We start from the raw sequence: 17,927 nt of genomic DNA on the forward strand, positions 1-17,927 counted from the left end.
TAACCACCATCAATGTTTATGGAACTCCTTCCTGAGGCGTTCAACATCAAATCCTTTCAGTATAGCATCTGCGATCTTTGGAACGTCTGCTGCTTCCTCACAGTAGAGGCCAAGATCGTACTGCGAAATGAAATCCTGTGTAACTGCTCCCCCTCCACATACAACAGGAACATTAATATCACTATCAAGAAGGCGGGAATTTACATCCTTAAATGCAGACATAGTAGTTGTCATAAGGGCGGTTCCGGTAAGCATGATCGGTTTTTCCCTTTTCACAGCAGCTATTACCTCTTCTACAGGAACATCTTTTCCAAGATCAATGACCTCATAGCCTTTTGCCCTGAGAAGCACTGTTACGATCTTCTTGCCAATGTCATGTATGTCACCTTCTACAACATAGGAAACGATCTTGCCTCTATACTCATGCTCCTGTCCCGATTGCTCTTTGCAGAACTCAATTCCTTCGATCATTGCCTGAGCTGAGATAATAACATCAGGAAGATAGAGCATATTGTCATCGTAAAGTTCGGATACAATTTCCATTCCTACCATGAGTGCATCGTTTATCAGGGATAAAGGATTTTTGCCTTTAGCTATCGCATTCTGAAGACTTTCAACAACTTCATCTTCATCTCCTTCAAAAACAGCTCTTGCAACTTCACGTATGGCTTCATCTTTTGGGAATAGATTCTCTGCAACTTCTTCAGGAGTCATTTCCTGTTCTACTTTAACATTATATCGCACCAATGTACGTTGAGGATTTATGTCGATCACCAATTACTCCTCCATAAATATCACTGATCTATGGTCCAGCTTATAATAATTAACAGATATCAATTAATAAATAAGACTCTTTAAGGTAAGATATAAATTTAATTGAACTAATTTTAATATTTTATTTTAAAGCTATTTGATTCGCCAGATATCAGATTCTATTCACCTCACGACAGGCAGCTACTAATGCTTCCTGTTTGTTCCAGATACCTTTATTCAATCTTGTTTCAACGGAAATTGCCATCCCTGTGTTGGTTAGTAGAGGAAGTGTAAACACAGTCTCTTTACCTGAAACAGCCTCACTAAAGTAATTTGCTACATCCAGTACTTTATTGTGAGGATGCATTTTGATGAAATTCATGCCTGTAATTTCTTCTTTTGAATAACCAAGTTTGCCTGTCACGCTTTCGTTTGTATAAAGAACGCATCCTTCGTTATCAAGGACAAATATGAGATCATTAATGCTGTCCAGAAGTAATTTCAGATCGTTCTGGTTCTTCTGGAGGTCAACCTCGGTTTCAATACGACCTATTATAGAGCCTATCTGTGCAGCAATGGTCTCAATTGATGTATGAACATCATAGGATATGTCGTATTCGTCATGAGACGCAAGGAAAAGAACTGCTACTATCTCTTCCCGGTACTTTACAGGAATAACTGCAGTAGCAAGAAGTCCTTCATCCACCCGCTTATCATGACGTGTCAGTGGAAATATCTCTGAATAAAGTTTATAGAGCGGATAACCTGTTAGGAAGAACCTATTTTGTATGGAATCCGGGCCATAGTGGGAATACGTTTTCACAAATTCTTCTGAAAGTCCATTATTGGATACGAGGTTGAGATCACCATTGTTCTTGTCAACAATATAAAGGGCACCACAATCAAGGCCCTTTATGTGTAAAGAGAACTCCAGAAGTTGGTCAAATGTTTCCTGAAGGTCTCTGGATGGGGTGAACAGGTTTCCCACCTCAGATTCAATATTAAGGAACTGATCGATCCTTTTACGTTCAGTGATGTCTATTATTATACCCTGGATATGAGCAAGCTTTCCTTCTTCATCATATTGGGGAGTTGATCTTTCCTCTACCCAGCGCACATCTCCGGTTTTTGTTATTATACGATACTCGATACGATATTCCGATGTACCTTCATAATTCTTCCTGTCAAAATATGCGTGCACCCTCTCAGAATCTGATGGGTGAATAATATCACTATAATTCAACTTCCCTGAAATAAATTCCTCCGGGGAGTAACCAAACTTTTCGATATTTTCAGAAACGAACTCCACAGGCCATTCTGATTGGGAACCCCAGAAGAAAACAACGGCCGGACTGCTTTTTATTACAGCCTGCAAAACCTTTTGAACTTCCAGAGTTTCGAGTAATTCCCGCTCTTTTTCTTTCGGTTTGGTTATATCATGAATGATTGTCATTATTGAAGGTTTACCATTGTGGTCAATGCGGGAAGTGGTAATCTCAACTGGAATGGATCCTCTACTCTTCCCCATTAGAATAATTTCAGATCTACGACTTATGCTCTTTTTCTTTTCCAGTATCTTCGATAATAATTTCTCTACCATTCTTATGTATTCAGGTGAAATGTATCTGGTAAATTTTGTATCATGTACTTTGTCAGGGGACAATCCCACGATCTCACAGAACATTGGATTGGCAAATTTAAGCATGCCATCCTGAATAATAATGATGCCATCATTTCCTCTTTCAACAAGGGTTGAATACTTTTCCTCTGAAGCCTCTAATGCTTCATTCGCTTCCCTGTGAATGATCAGTTTCCACATAGATTGCAGAAGCAGTTTGAGGTTATGTGTGTCAAGATAATTGTATGCTGTATCCTTATTTTCGACACCCAGCACAAATTTGATCGAACTGCCATCATAAAACGGGAGTTCTATGCGATGCACTGCTTTTCCTGATATATCAGATCTATTATTGTGGTCTGTCAGAATGTTAGAGAATAAAGGTTTGCCTGTTGAACCGTTTTCTTTAATGGTTCTTTTTAGATCAGAAGAACAATTAATACTTTCTTCATTGAAATCATACTGGCCTTCTTCATCTTTTAAAAGAGACAAACAAAGATCAGGTATCCCATTATCTCCGAATCGTATAATATATCCTTCACTGCTTTGTGTTAGGTCCAGGGCCGACCGAAGGGCAAATCTAATGATACTGGATACATCATCATCCGCCATCTGGCTAAGTTCAAGAAGTATTTTGAGACGGTTTTCATTTTGCTGAAGGGACTCTTCTCCCATCTTGTGAAGTGTTACATCGTCAAAGATGGCCATTCCTCCTTGAGGGAAGCCATCTACGATCAATGAACTTAGATTCAAACGAAGTATCAGTGAATTGTTATCTTTTTTAAGTTGGGTCTCTGATTCAAAATTATTGGATTTTCCAGTAAGTACATCATTAAGACCCTGTCTTATTTTGTCATCTTTCAGGAAATCAAATAAACTCTGTCCTAGCACATTTTCATGAAGATGATTGAATAATTCATCGAATACTTCGTTGGAGTTGGTGATGGTGCCTTTCTGATCAAAACGAACAATTCCCATTGGAGATTTCTCAAAGATGAGTCTGAAGTTTTTCTCAGTATCGATAAGGGCTTCCTTTGCTTTTCTTTTTTCACGAATATCATTAATCGTTATGATTAGGCCGGGTTCTCCTCCATAGTCGCCATGGGAGGCTGTAATTTCCACCGGTATGTTCTCTTCATCTTTTGAAAAGATGTTTACCTCATAACTTTTAGGATCCTTCTTTTTACTGGCCATCCATTTTTTTATCTTTATTGAGATCATTCGATGATATTCAGTAGGAATATGGGAAAAGAGATCTGAACCTATTATATCTTCTTTTTGCAGCCCCCTAAGTTCACAGAATTTCGTGTTAGCATACTTTATGATATCATCCCGAACAACAATTATGCCCTCAGTTCCTTTTTCAACGAGTGAAGCATATTTTTCTTCAGATGAGAGCAGTTCTTCTGCTTTTTTCAGTTCAGTGATATCTTCAAATGCTACAAACAACAGACATCCATCATCGGCGGACAAAGAAAGACGATTTACATTCAACGAGATCGTTCGCATCCCAACGTTGCTAAAAGTATATGTGAATTCGAGATTCTTGACAGGTTTTCCTTCCGCACAGACATCTTTTAATTTACTAAAGAGCTCAGGGGAATCTTGCCTGAACTGAGCAAACTTTCTTGCATTTTTACCAATTACATCTTCAGGTCCAACTTTGAATAATTCATAGAAAGAATCGTTCGCATAGATAACCTCAAAATCATTACCTATTATTAAAATAGATTCTTTTAGCGAATCGATAATTGATTCTAAATAAAAACTTGCATTATTTGAATGAGCAATATTTGATAAGCTTGTCATTTCTATCATGAAACCATAGGCTGATCCAACCGCCCCATCAGCAGTAATTGTTAGAGTATTAAGTACTTTTACATTCGCTACAGAACCATCTTTTGCCAATATTCTGTAGTTCTGGACAAAAGAGGAGGTCCCTTCAAGTTCTCGATAAATTTGCAGCTCGGAGAATACTCGATCCAGGTCATGAGGGTGAACAAGATCGGAATATGAGAATCTTTCATCCAGGCATTCTTCAACAGTATATCCAAAAAGAGAGACATTGTCAGAAACATCCAGGATCTTCCAGTCATTTTCAAGGTCCCATGAAAAAAATACAGAAGCTTCGCTATCGAATTCAGGCGTACTGCCTATAATTGATCCAATTGACTCCTTTTTAGCAGGCTTAAAGCCTGTGTGTACTCTGGAATTGTATATAGTATACATCTCCCGTTTTGTACGTTTTTTAGCTATTAGTGGGAAGACAAACGTATTTATTTCTTTTGAATTCACTGGATATCTAGTGTAACAATACTAATGGTCTCTCCAATATATATGACTTCCACATTTTTATTAGGATAATCTACTGAAACGAAAAGATTATTATAAATCAACGAATAATTGAAATTGCTCACATCTAATGATCTATAGTAGCTTCCTTCGATCCAATCCTTTACTTTTAGATCAATATCCAGTACTGAGTACCTTTTTAGGTGTGAGCTTATATCTAAATTGTTTAGTTTTACCAGGTTTTATCCCATCACTTTGAGCTTATTCCAGTCAAGAACATCCTCCGGACATGCATGAATACACTTCTGACAATGCGCACCATCGCAGAGGTCTGTACGTATGCTGACATTACGTTCCTCCTCTTTAAGGGCATTATTTGGACATATCTCCATACATTTATGGCAATCAATGCAGCCTTCAACTTCCATTTTTAAATATGTTCCAACTTCTTCAAGAACACCTAAACCCTCATCCCCGAGATCAGGGATATCCTTCGTCACACGTTTTTCGACCTCAGGCGTTTTTTTAACAATATCAATTGTTGGAAGTCCCTTTTTCTTCAGGAACTTCTTGAGAGCCTTGAATGGCATTCCTTCGTTCCAGTAGGAAAGTTCCAGAATATATGTTTCTTTGAAAGCTTCATCGGTTGCGAACATGACATGAGTACCAACGATCTCCCTGGCTATTTTCTGGAGTTCCCATAACCTGTCTTCGGAGAGCAGTATCTCTTTTGCAACTATCAGGGATGTATTACCTATCTGACAGATATTTGAAACATTGTAGGGGATCATGCCGATACGATGTGCTTTCAAAGCATCCATATATGTGCCTGCTGCACCGGACATATAAGCCACCTGCACATCTTCCATGGATATCCCGGCAGCATTGCAGAGTGTCACGTGTCCTGCACGTATGGCACCAATAGCTCTTCCTGCTTCTACAAGGTCTTTTTCTGTGAAATTTACATTGTCCTGAAGGTGGAGCATTTTATCGCTTGTTTTTACATTTGGCAATTGGATGATCCCATTGTCCATAGCTTCATCAATAAGTGCTATTACTCCGGTTCCGGTGATGCCGGATGCCTTTATGGATCCTCCTTCGACCACATCACCATTCTTGTAGTTCACAAGGGAACCTTGTACAGTGTTCATCTCTTCGTCAAGGACAAAGTTTCGCAGGTTTCCATTATTGAACTCAATATCAGATATCACGAACGGACGTGCAATGCTTCCGTCTTCGATCTCCTGTCCCTCAAGTGCAGGACCCGCAGCTGCTGAGCCGGTATAGATAATATTTCCCACCTTAAGTGCCATCTCTGCATTGGTCCCATAATCTGTCGCGATCGTGATCTCGTCAGAATCCAGCATCCCGGATTTGACTATCAATGCAAGAGCATCGGCACCGACCTCGTGTTTGATCGCAGGAGGGATAACTACCTTGCAATCAAGGTTCTCAAGACCCTTGATATTGGCACTGTCAACAATTGAAGCATCACGCTCTTGCTCCTGGATGTTCATCAATTGTTTTTTCCTTTCGCCTGCATATGCAAGATCATCGATAGGAATTCCCTGGAAAAATGATAGTTGTATGGGGTTTCCACAAATGGCAACCCTGTCCACTGCAGCATCTTCAGGGTCAAGTTCATCAACAATGTGCCTGAAAGCATTGATAACAAGTTCATGTGCTTTGTCCTGGCCATAGGTCATAGCAAAATCCAGATGATCCATAACATTTGCACCTGGGAGAGGATTTCTCATAGTAATGACAGTCCTCTTTATCTCACCACTATCCAGATCCACTTTCTGTGCCCTGAAACCACTTGTTCCAAGGTCTATTGCAATTCCCGTTCGCATGCTACTGACTCCCTGATCAATCAACCTTGATCGAATGATGTGAAATTAAAGCTGAAATTTAAAAATAAGTTAAAAGCCCTGATGATCAGGACCTTTAGCTAATTCAATTTATTCAAGCAAAGAAATCGTCTCTTGCTTCAACAAGTGCTTTGATGTTCTCGATAGGTGTCTTTGGTGCAATACCACAGCCAGGGGCTAATACAGCAACACCGTCTTCCAGAGCATTCTTTGAGTCTTCTTTGACCTTTGCAACATCACCTGCAAGCAATGTGAAAGGACTGGAGACGTTGCCTACGATCACTGCCCTGTCACCTGCTGTTGCGATTGCACCTTTAAGGTCTGCTACTTTCTCTTCAATGCTGAGACCTTCAAACTTGCAGTCTGCCATCATGTCAAGGATAGGTGTAACATTGCCACAGACGTGTAGGACCATCGGACACTTGACAGCTTCTGCAAATCTTGCAAGCCTTGGCTTGAGCATTGCATCAAATGTGGAAGGGTTCATAAGATCCGGGGATGCCACAGGATCCGGCACACAGATAACATCTGCACCTGCATCTGCCAGTGCATTTGCGTATTCGATGCATGCATCTGTTGCAAAATCAAGGATGGTCTCAAAGTCATCAGGTTTCTTGATCGACCATTTCATGAACTTTTTGACACTTGCAAGATCGGATGCAAGGGTTACAGGGCCTTCCATACCTGCAATTAGTGGAATATCATCTCCTACCTTTTCCCTTATGATCTTTGATGCTTCGAGGACAGCAGGTATCCTTCCATTTTTTAAGAGGTCTGCAGGCATCTCAAGGTTATCAACACCTTTTGGATATGGGTGATCAGTAACAGATGGTTGCCTGTCCTTTGTGCCCATGTTGACCTCACAGCCCATTGCTTCTGCAAGGACGGTAAGACAGTATGGGTACCTCACGCCTTCCAGACCACAGACCTCATGGGATGCGATAGCAAGAGTTGCCATCTTTTCAGGATCTGAGTGGGCTTCCGGCCATGCAGCACCGGTCTGATCCATAAGATCTTCTATACCTGTCTGCGTAACGGATAGTACAGGGATCTTGTCAACTGTTTCTTTTTTTAATGCTTTCAATAATCTTTCTTTTTGGGTTAGATTGGTCATTTATATCACTCCATTACAGTTTGAGATCTGGTCAGGCCAGATGCAACAAATATTAATTTAAAGCTCACAAATTAGGCAGATTTACTCAAAATAAACTCTGGATTCGCAATATATAAACATTTGTTTTTATAAACTTTAATATATAATGCTTTCGACAAAAGGTAAAATGTGTATTAATTTTAATTAAAAAATATAATGTCTATTGTTATTGATTATTGTAAAAATGGTAATTTTATTAAAAAAAATGCTATTTTTTGAATAGAAACTCTTTTATATGATTGTCTAAAATGCAATTTACTAATTTAATATAAAAGCAAATCGATTCAATAAATTATACTTTTTATTTCTTCAATAATTATTAGAGAAAAAGCAATTCAACAGACACTATGAATAATTGATTTAATATTTGTAATTGAATGCATACAATGAACAATAAATAAATTTATATATCATGTGTTAAAAAACAAGGCATAATTAGCAGATAAAGTTGTAAATAACAAGGAAAAATAAAAAAATCAAATCAGAAATTAAAAAACAGTACTTATTTTATTCTGAACAATTATTGTCCACAAGATGAAAAACGGGCATACATCTAATAATATTCATAAAGTTGGATGGATTTTTCTAATTATTTGTTTCATAGTTTCCTTTATCGCACCCCAGGCTGGCGCACTCTCCCAGACAGAGATCAATCCGATTAGCACACCAGATGGAGCAGTCATTCTAATTATCGATGGACTTGGTTCATCCTACATTTATCCTGAATTTACCCCTTATGCACTCGATGGTGCGATCATTGAAAAGCCGGTGGCCAGAAATATCTCCATGATATCAGACAAAGGCCTGCGAGTGGTTAATGTATTAACCCCCTCAACAGAAGGTGAGAGCGGACATTCAGTGATCGTAACGGGAAATTCCGGAGCAACTCCTGCAATGGTTGCTTACACCGATGCAACGATCTATGACATTGCACATAAAAATGGATACCTTACTTTTGGAATACTCCAGAAAGGTGACATCCCGGAAATACTCGCAGAACAGGATGTGGCCGTACATGACATCACGACATCCATCAATGACCCGCAGATGGAAGTTATTGCAAATTTCCAGTATGATAGCCAGTATGAAGATCTGGAAACATCCATAACAGAGGCCCTGGAAATTAATGCAGAATCAGCACCAGCCTACATTGAACAATATCCTGAAGGTAGCATTGAACGTTACTATGCTTACAACCGCTGGGCCATGGACACTGCAGTTCAGGTTCTCGACCTGATGCATGAAACTTATCCTGAACAGAAGTTCATCCTTACTATCAACGTCGGTGCAGTGGATACGGCAGGACTCTATCGCAGGGGTGAAGGTTATGCGGATACTATCGAAGACCTCGACATAATGATAGGTGAACTGTACGAATTAACAGAAAAGAACGATTTGGCATTGATCATAACCTCTGACCACGGAATGACATTCCAGTCTGCAGACGGAAGAGGGGGGAGCAAATCGGATAAATATGCCAGTCAACCGGAAGTTCTCAGGATACCTTTTATTGTTATATCAAAAAACCTGAACAATGAGGTCCCTGAAGGCGAGTTCGGGCAGCAGGATATCGCACCTACCATCCTTAGTGTGCTTGATCTGCCTGATGAGATGCGTTTTACGAATGGCAGGTCTCTCGCATCAAAGGGCTATGTCAATTTTAAGATTATACTGCCTGAAAGAGGTGCTGTCACAATCTCCAGGGGCAATGAACTGGTCGCAAATACAACCGGAGATGATTCATATATTTTTTATGGACTTGAGCCGAACAAGCAGTATGATATCAGGGTGGAGACAGCAGAAGAACCAAACGAGATCCTGAAAAGAACCGTTTATTCAGATACCGACCAGGTTATCAGGTTCGATCCGGTTCCTGATGCTTCGAAAGCATCAGGGAATGTCGGACAAAAAGATATACGTCGTACGCTCGGTTCTGTTCTTATAATATTGATCAACCTGGCTGGACTGGGAATTATCTTCAGGCTAATTAAAAAATGACATGTTGGCAACACAAACTATTTTTATAAAGCAACCCCATTCTAACCGATGATCGTTGGCGTACTTGGACCTGCAGGGTCCTACTCAGATAAAGCTGCAAAAGGCTGGATGAAAAAACAGGGGATCGACGGGAAAGCATCCCTGTTATACTATGATGACATTACTGACACTTTTTCCGCGGTCATCGAAGGAAGAACAGACATGGGTATCGTTCCCATTGAAAATTCTATTGAAGGTTCAGTTGGTATCACGCTTGATCTTTTGCTTGAAAGTGATGTTACTATTATAGGAGAGATTGTTGTACCGATCAAGCACTGCCTGCTATCCAAAGGCAAGATCTCTGATATCAGGATCATACTTTCACATCCACAGGCACTTGCACAGTGCAGGCAGTTCATAAGGACACATTTCAAGGATGTGGAGATACGCACAACAGGAAGCACATCACATGCTGCCAAACTTGCTAATGAGTTCGAGGAAATGGCAGCCATTGCATCAGAAGAATCAGCAAAAGCATATGGTCTCAATATACTGATGCCAAATATTCAGGACCGGGAGCAGAATCATACCCGTTTTATTGCTATCCGGAAAAATGATAAGGAAATGGATGAAAGCAATATCAATGAAGCTGATATTCATAAGACCTCCGTAATAGTCTATATCGGGAATGACCGAGCTGGTTCGCTATATGAGATCCTTGGTGAATTTGCAAAGAGGGATATAAATCTTACAAGGATCGAGTCAAGACCATCCAAGCGTTCGCTCGGTGACTACCTGTTCTATATCGATCTGGAAGGTAACACATCCGATGCAGTTATAAAAGATGCTCTATATCATATTGATTCCAAAGTGTCCATGCTGAAGGTTCTTGGGTCTTATAATGGCTACCTTCTGGATAACTAAACACATATTTTTATATAAAGGGAAGAATAATGGTCGTAGTAATATTAGAAATTTATCATTAAAGGATCTGTACTTATGGATATTGATGCATTTATTAAAAAACAGGAGTCTGCTGCTAATAAATACAAGCGTATCTATAAGATACTTGATTTTTCTATTATCACATTAATATTATTCACTCTGCTGAAGATACTGAAGTTCGACCAGGTACTTTTCGAATTCAGGACCTTTGAACTATATGCAGATTCAACATACGGTCCCTCAGATGCCATTTCGGCCGGGATCTTGTTCCTTGCAGTAATATCCATATTCATTGCGGTCCTGCTTACCTTTGCCATACATTTCCGGGACAGGAAGATCCAGATAGTACCGCTTATCGAAGAAAAGTTCCCTCCATTGAACGAGAAGTTACGAACTGCGAACGATAACAAGAATATCCATAACATCATTGTTGACGAGCTCATGGGCAATGTCCTGGAGATCGCCTCAAAGGTCAACTCTTCCGAGCTTCTGGAAAAGAAGAGGTTCAAGGCAAGCATGGCACTTCTTGTTGCCTCCCTTGCGATCTTCAGTTTTGTCATGGTAACCGATTATCAGTCGGACGTTGACCCCGGTGACCTTGCAGATATTATCCAGGACCTGCCAGGCATGCCTGGTAATGAGAATGCGACATCCCCTGACGAGTCATTTACACTTGAAGGTGAAAGCGGGAACGGTGGCGAAGAAGATCTTATTGGTGAGCCGGCTGTGATCGTAGTTGAAGGAGAAGAGGTCGATCTCTCACTTCCACCTGGGGCAGGAACCGGTTTTACAGGAGGGGAGGAAAGTGAGGAACTACCACCTGATTTTGTGAGCTCGTCTGCTTATGAGGTCGGACTGATCTCATCGCCTGCTTATTATGAGCAACTCCCCGAAGGCTACGAGAGTATCATTAAGGAATACTTCGAGGAGATGGCAAAGAACTGAGATTATCACATTGATTATCATACGAACTATAAAATTACTATCACATTAACATATTCGATCTATCGCAATACAAGGAGAACATTAAATGAATTCCAATGACGCCGGATCCGGTGAACTTGAACGGGTCTACAAAGGTGCTGGAGATGCCTTTGCAGCACTTTTCAATGAGATATCAAAGGTCATAGTCGGACAGAAGGATACAGTTGAACAGATCGTCATTGCGATCCTGTGTAACGGTCATGCACTTATGGAGAGTAATCCAGGACTTGGAAAGACACTGACAGTATCCACCATAGCCAGGACAATGGACCTTGATTTCAGCAGGATACAGTGTACTCCGGACCTTATGCCTGCAGATATTACAGGCACACACATCATAGAGGAAAAAGGCGGAAGCAAGGAATTCAAGTTCGAGCCAGGACCAGTCTTTGCAAATATCGTTCTTGCAGATGAGGTGAACCGTGCTTCTCCAAAGACACAGTCAGCATTGCTTGAAGCTATGCAGGAAAAGCAGGTCACCGTTGGAAATGATACCTTCCTGCTTGACAAACCGTTCTTCTTACTTGCAACCCAGAACCCTATTGAGATGGAAGGTACTTTCCCGCTTCCTGAGGCACAGCTTGACAGGTTCCTTTTGAAGATCCTGCTGGACTATCCCTCCTTTGATGAAGAAAAAGAGATCGTAAGACGCTACACACAGTATGATGAACCACAGGTCAGGAAAGTACTTGACAAGAAAATGGTACTACAATTACAGCGCCTCACAAGGGATATGCCAATTGCTGACGACATAAAGGACAGGGCTATCAGAGTTGTAATGGCTACCCGCAAATGGACGGATTTCATCGAATATGGTGCATCACCACGAGCATCTATCGGTCTGATACTTGCAGCAAAAGCACGTGCATTGGTAAATAGCAGGAACTTTGTCAGCAACGAGGATATCGATGTCATGGCATATCCGATCCTAAGACACAGGATCCTTCTGACCTTCGAGTCTGAAAGACGTGGTATAACTCCTGATCAGGTCATCAAGGAAATATTGACAAAGGTCAAATGAGTTGTTCATAAGTCCAACCAGTGTAAGCCAATGAATAACGAAAACTGATATTAAACCATGAGTGACAGGAAACACAGGATCGATGTGGATTTCTTCCGTCAGCTGGACCGCTTTACTTTCATGGTAAGAAAGCGGGTGTCCAGTGCCTATGCAGGAAGCAGGCGTTCAACACATAGCGGTCGCGGTCTTGATACCATTGGGTATGTTGAGTATCATCCCGGTGATGACCTGAAATCCATTGACTGGAATGTGTATGCAAGATCTGAAAAGCTTTATGTGAGGGAGTTCGAAGAGGACAAATCAGTAACTACCCACATACTGCTGGATTCCAGTAATAGTATGGACTATTCTACCGTCGATGTTACAAAATACGAGTATGGAGCCATGCTTGCCGCCGGTTTTGCATATCTTGTCACCAAGGATAACGACAAGTTCGGCATATCCACATATGCTGATAATATAGCGATCTCCCAGACACACAGAGGCAGACGTTACCTTCTCAGGGACATCGACCGTCTTGCAGAAGTGGAGCTTGAAGGTCAGACCGCATTGAACAGCTGTGTTGAACAGTATGAGCGTGTTATACGTTCACGGTCACTTATTGTCATTATTTCAGATTTCATGGAAGACCTGAGTTCCATTGAATCAGCTATCTACCGATTATCGCATCACGACCTCATGCTTATACAGGTGCTTGACCCTTCTGAAAGCGATCTGTCCATGCACGGGCATGTAAAGCTCATGGACCTTGAAACAGATGATGAACTGAAGACATACCTGAGCAACAATTTCAAGGACAAATACCAGGAAGAACTACAGGCCCATATCGATGGGATCAGGAACATCTGCGACCATGTCGGTGCCGATTTCTTTACATTCACAACTGATACACCTGTATTTGATGCGTTCTTCCACACAATTAGCGGGAGGAGGATCTGATGCCTTTTGAGAACACACTGGGACTTGCAGCCCTTGCAAGTGTGATCCCACTTATTATATTGTACCTGTTACGACCAAAGCCACTTCAGCTGAAGATCCCGTCCCTGATGTTCCTGATGCGGGCAGAACAGAAGAAAAAACGGTTCGCATCCCTTAGAAGACTTATCAGGGACCCTATATTCCTTGCACAATTACTGGTGCTAATACTGATCTCTATTGCAGTGGCAGCCCCATTCTATACATCCGAGGAAAGCCTGAGTGGAGAGCACACTATCTTTGTCATCGATGCTTCTGCAAGCATGAACACTGACGGAAGGTTCGACAGTGCCACTGAGATCGCCAAGACATATGTCAGCAAGAAGAACAGCATCATCCTTGCACAGAACATCCCGGTCACAGTTCTTGAAGCCGAGGGGTCTTCAGCTACAAAGGACACGCTTGACGGATTATCGGGGAAAGGTACGGTGGCAGACCTGTCAACTTCCATAACGAATGCCATGCGAATGCTTTCTAACGAAGGCGGAAGGATAATCGTCATATCAGATTTCACCAACTGGGAGGGAGAGGATCCCGTCTCTGCAAAGAGACTTGCTGAATCCTACGGTATGAAGGTAAGTTTCGTCAGGGTCGGAGCTCCTGCTGATAACGTTGGCATAATTCAGGGCTGGCTCGAGGCTGAAGAGAACGGTTACACTTACAACTGTGTTGTCAAGAACTACAACGAGATAACACAGAATGTCAACCTGGATATCGATACATCCGGAAGCGAGACTAAGAAGAGCGTTACACTTACTGTCAGTCCTTTTTCAACCAGTGAGTTCAAGCTGACGAACCTTGGACCTGGCGTTACAAAAATCAGGATAACAAAAGATGACAGTCTCATAACTGATAATACAGCTTACATCTCAATTCCTTCGGACGTTCACAACGAACTGCTCCTTGTGACCGATGTTAAGAATTCGCCAGCTGCAGTTTCACTTTCATTGTTGCCGAACATAAGGGCAACCCAGTCGAACAATGTTCCATCAGACCTTAGTGATTACAAGGTTATCGTGATAGACACACAACAAAGAGCATTGACTGCCGAAGAGGTCACACTCCTTGATTCTTTCATAAACGACGGCGGAGAAGCGCTGTTCATCGCATCCCCGACACTTGATCCGGCAGCTGCGAACTTTGACCTGCTCAAGGTGCTTCCGGTAAAACCAATTGCCACAATGCAAAGCAACAACGGTGAAACCCTGAAGGTTGTGCAGGAGACAAGACTTACAGAAGATGTGAGATTCGAGGATATTGCAGTTTACACATACCTTAATGCTACCCTCAGGTCAGATGCAGTTTCCCTTGTAAATACTGATTCAGGCATCCCTATGCTGGCTTACTGGAGCGTCGGTGACGGAACAGTGATGTACCTGGGCTTAAGCGATGAGCTTGGTGAAAATGCATGGAACAATTTCCACAACCTGCCTGAGTACCCAGTCCTCTGGGCAAAGATTATCGCATGGCTTGGCGGAGCAGGAGATATCGGTGACTACAACATCCAGACAGGTGCTATTTCCGCACTTCCAAATGAACAGGATGTATCTACACCTACCGGAACCGTGACCACCAGCAGGTTGCTCTATGATGAGGCCGGGATCTACGAGGTTGCAGGAAAGAAAATTGCTGTCAATCTTTACGATGATATGGAATCAGACACCACCATCGATTCATCAGGTGTTCTGGACCGTGCCACATCCCAGGAAGGTTCCCAGATAGTTAGGGAAAATACCTACACAACCAAGAATTACATTGACATTTATCTCATAATCATTGCCATGCTATTGGTGATCGTTGAGATTCTTATTATCAGAAGCCGGGGTGAGCTATGATGGTTACTTTTGAAGATCCAATGGTACTGCTACTTGTCCTGCCGATAATTGCCGGCGGACTGTATCTCATCAAAAAAGGTGCAAGAAGGACATTGATCCTTTCACGCATCATAGTTCTCTCGCTGCTTGTAGTGGCACTTGCATCCCCGTTCTCGATCGTCAGCGAGGTTTCAAGTGATAACACTCCCCAGATGATCATAATTTCGGATGAGACCGGAAGTATGGAATTGTTCGAAGAAGGCGTAGGTGACAAGGTCTATGAATCCCTGACCGCAAACACCCCGACAACCCTTGTCAGGCTCTCCGGGGATAGCACTTCCCTTGGGGATGCGGTCGAGCAATATTCAAGCGGGGATAACCAGATCGTACTGGTAACTGATGGTAACAGCAACTTTGGAAAGGACCTTGAAGAGGCACTCCAGTTTGCTGAGGAAGTTGGAACCACCGTTTATTCAGTGGAACCTGAACTCGAAGAGAACGACATAAGTGTGCAGATACTGGGCGATAAGACCGTTGTCATCGGAAATGAGAACCAATTTGATGTACTTGTCTCACAGGCAGGCGCAGAGGAGATTCGATACAGTTTCGAGGTCTACGCCGGGGACACGCTTGTCAGGAGCGGAACCTTTACACAGAGTACACGCACAAGGACAATACGTGTACCTTACACTTTCAAGAAGCTTGGTGCACAGGAGTTAAGCGTTACACTTACACCTTTAACATCAGACAAGGATCGCATCAATAACGAGTTCTACAAAGCTATCTATGTTGTGCCCAAGCCGAAGATCAAACTGATGACCAGCGATACGTCCGCACCTCTTGGCAATGTACTGTATAACCTGTATGATGTGTCCAACACGAACGAGCTTACAAACATTGATGATAAGAAGACAATAGTCCTTGATAACCGCAATATAAGGACACTTTCAGAAAGTGATGTTGAGATCCTCAAGGAGTTCGTAACAGACGGTAATGGTCTTGTGGTTGTTGGGGGAGAGACATCCTTTGACCAAGGCAATTATTTGAACTCATCATTTGAGGATCTGCTTCCGGTACTCTCAAGACCAACAGACTGGAAGGGTGGCAGGAGCATTGTTCTTGTACTTGATGTGTCCCAGAGTACATTTCACCATGAGACGCTTTCCGATATACTCGGAAATGCTATTTTTATTCTTGAGGACGAGAACCTTAGGGATGCATACGCAGGAGTCATCGCTTTTGGAAGCGAAGGTATTGATGTTTCAGGAGGACTGGTCTATCTTGGAACTCAGGCAAATGTCCTGAAGCTTGAAGAGGACATATCAGCACTGACGCCTGGATCTACCAGTGAGACATCCCTTGACCAGGGACTTCTCATTGCACAGGACTGGCTTGAGAACGAAGTCGGAGAACTTGATATCATCATCATCTCCGATGGAGGTATAGAGCAGTCTTATGAAGACAGTCTTGTGGTCGCAGATGAGATCCACAATGGAGATATCCAATTCTTTTATGTTCACGTAAAGTCAAGTGCACCTTCCCAGAGGGATCAGTTCGGCAACATCTATTCAGAAGACCTTATGGAAAGCGTGGACGGAATATATTTCCCGGTCGAGAGGGGCGAACGTGCAGACCTTGAGTTCGAGGACCTTGACATCCCTGAAGAGACCGAGGACGATGAACCGGTCATGACATCATTCCCGCTTATCGAATACAACCCGAACCACTTCATCACCCGCAACTTGGAAGTTGACGGTAACATCACAGGTTACAATGACGTTACACCAAAAGGAGGTGCAGACAGGATCGTTGTGACAGCCACAGGCAAGCCGGTCATCACCACATGGAGATACGGGCTTGGAAGGGTAGCAGCCATTACTACTGATAACGGTAAAGGCGGGCAGGCAACCTGGAGCTCACAGATGTACTCCGGCAACAATTCAAGGCTGATCTCCTCAACCATGAACTGGGCGATAGGCAATCCACAGGTAGAGGAAGGAACCGTTGTCGAAGGAGATGACACATGGTTTGGAAGCCCTGCAACTCTCTACATCACACGTTACGATGAAGGTATCCCGAAACTCAAGTACAAGGGCGAGACCCTTGAACTTGCTGTAACAGGTCAAAATACCTATGAGACCACGATAGAGCCAAAGAACATCGGAATGCATGATGTTTCAGGCTATCCGATAGCTGTGAACTATGCTGTTGAATATCGTGATGTTGGGCTGAACGAGGATCTTCCTGTGCTCATCAAGGCAAACGGTGGCAAGACCTACAGTGAGAACGAAGCACTTGCACTGCTGCTTACAGATGCCAAGGCGAACTCACTTAAAAGTGTTCAGCAACCTGTCAGCCAGAAACTGTACTTCCTTATTGCAGCATTACTGCTCTTCCTTACAGAGATCGCAGTAAGAAGAATAAGGGAGATCAGGGCCGCGAACAGGGAAAGGGCAGAGTGAAAATCTGCCTTCTTTTTTTTAAAAACGCATGCAGAAGACTACTAATTTGTTCGTAGTTAAAG

The 17,927-nt window shown here is 42.4% G+C and carries 11 protein-coding genes; 7 read left to right on the plus strand and 4 right to left on the minus strand.

From position 1 onward, the window contains the following. Nucleotides 1–9 precede the first annotated feature (9 nt). The 4 genes from mtaC to mtaA form a co-directional block, all read right to left on the minus strand. Entirely contained in the window at nt 10–774 is a 765-nt protein-coding gene (gene mtaC, locus J7W08_RS02980; protein WP_233085165.1) for a methanol--corrinoid protein MtaC, read from the minus strand. Between the two features lie 151 nt (nt 775–925). After that, the gene (locus J7W08_RS02985) at nt 926–4,600 is read right to left on the minus strand and encodes a PAS domain S-box protein (protein WP_233085166.1); all 3,675 of its coding nucleotides are present in this window, start codon (nt 4,598–4,600) and stop codon (nt 926–928) included. A gap of 305 nt (nt 4,601–4,905) precedes the next feature. Beyond that, entirely contained in the window at nt 4,906–6,516 is a 1,611-nt protein-coding gene (locus J7W08_RS02990; protein ID WP_233085167.1) for a methylamine methyltransferase corrinoid protein reductive activase, read from the minus strand. Nucleotides 6,517–6,628: 112 nt separating this feature from the next. After that, complete coding sequence (mtaA, locus tag J7W08_RS02995) at nt 6,629–7,648, minus strand: methylcobamide:CoM methyltransferase MtaA (RefSeq protein WP_233085168.1); 1,020 nt, start codon at nt 7,646–7,648, stop codon at nt 6,629–6,631. 573 nt (nt 7,649–8,221) lie between these two features. Between mtaA and J7W08_RS03000 the strand changes: the two genes are divergently transcribed. The 7 genes from J7W08_RS03000 to J7W08_RS03030 all read left to right on the plus strand — a co-directional run bounded on the left by J7W08_RS03000 (nt 8,222) and on the right by J7W08_RS03030 (nt 17,865). After that, entirely contained in the window at nt 8,222–9,685 is a 1,464-nt protein-coding gene (locus J7W08_RS03000; protein ID WP_233085169.1) for a sulfatase-like hydrolase/transferase, read from the plus strand. A gap of 48 nt (nt 9,686–9,733) precedes the next feature. Then, entirely contained in the window at nt 9,734–10,588 is an 855-nt protein-coding gene (gene pheA, locus J7W08_RS03005) for a prephenate dehydratase (protein WP_233085170.1), read from the plus strand. 75 nt (nt 10,589–10,663) lie between these two features. Further along, nucleotides 10,664–11,554, plus strand: coding sequence for a DUF7502 family protein (locus J7W08_RS03010; RefSeq protein WP_233085171.1), 891 nt, complete (start codon nt 10,664–10,666; stop codon nt 11,552–11,554). Between the two features lie 85 nt (nt 11,555–11,639). Then, the gene (locus tag J7W08_RS03015; RefSeq protein WP_233085172.1) at nt 11,640–12,614 is read left to right on the plus strand and encodes an AAA family ATPase; all 975 of its coding nucleotides are present in this window, start codon (nt 11,640–11,642) and stop codon (nt 12,612–12,614) included. A 57-nt stretch (nt 12,615–12,671) separates the two neighbouring features. Then, nucleotides 12,672–13,553, plus strand: a complete 882-nt coding sequence (locus tag J7W08_RS03020; RefSeq protein ID WP_233085173.1) for a DUF58 domain-containing protein — start codon at nt 12,672–12,674, stop codon at nt 13,551–13,553. After that, a complete protein-coding gene (locus J7W08_RS03025; RefSeq protein WP_233085174.1) occupies nt 13,553–15,424 on the plus strand; it encodes a vWA domain-containing protein in 1,872 nt (623 codons plus the stop codon). The genes J7W08_RS03020 and J7W08_RS03025 overlap by 1 nt, the downstream gene beginning before the upstream one ends. Continuing rightward, on the plus strand, nt 15,421–17,865 hold the full coding sequence (locus J7W08_RS03030) for a vWA domain-containing protein (protein WP_233085175.1): 2,445 nt from the start codon (nt 15,421–15,423) through the stop codon (nt 17,863–17,865). The genes J7W08_RS03025 and J7W08_RS03030 overlap by 4 nt, the downstream gene beginning before the upstream one ends. Nucleotides 17,866–17,927: the final 62 nt, after the last annotated feature.

It is taken from the genome of Methanococcoides orientis, from assembly GCF_021184045.1.
GTDB classification, from domain to species: domain Archaea; phylum Halobacteriota; class Methanosarcinia; order Methanosarcinales; family Methanosarcinaceae; genus Methanococcoides; species Methanococcoides orientis.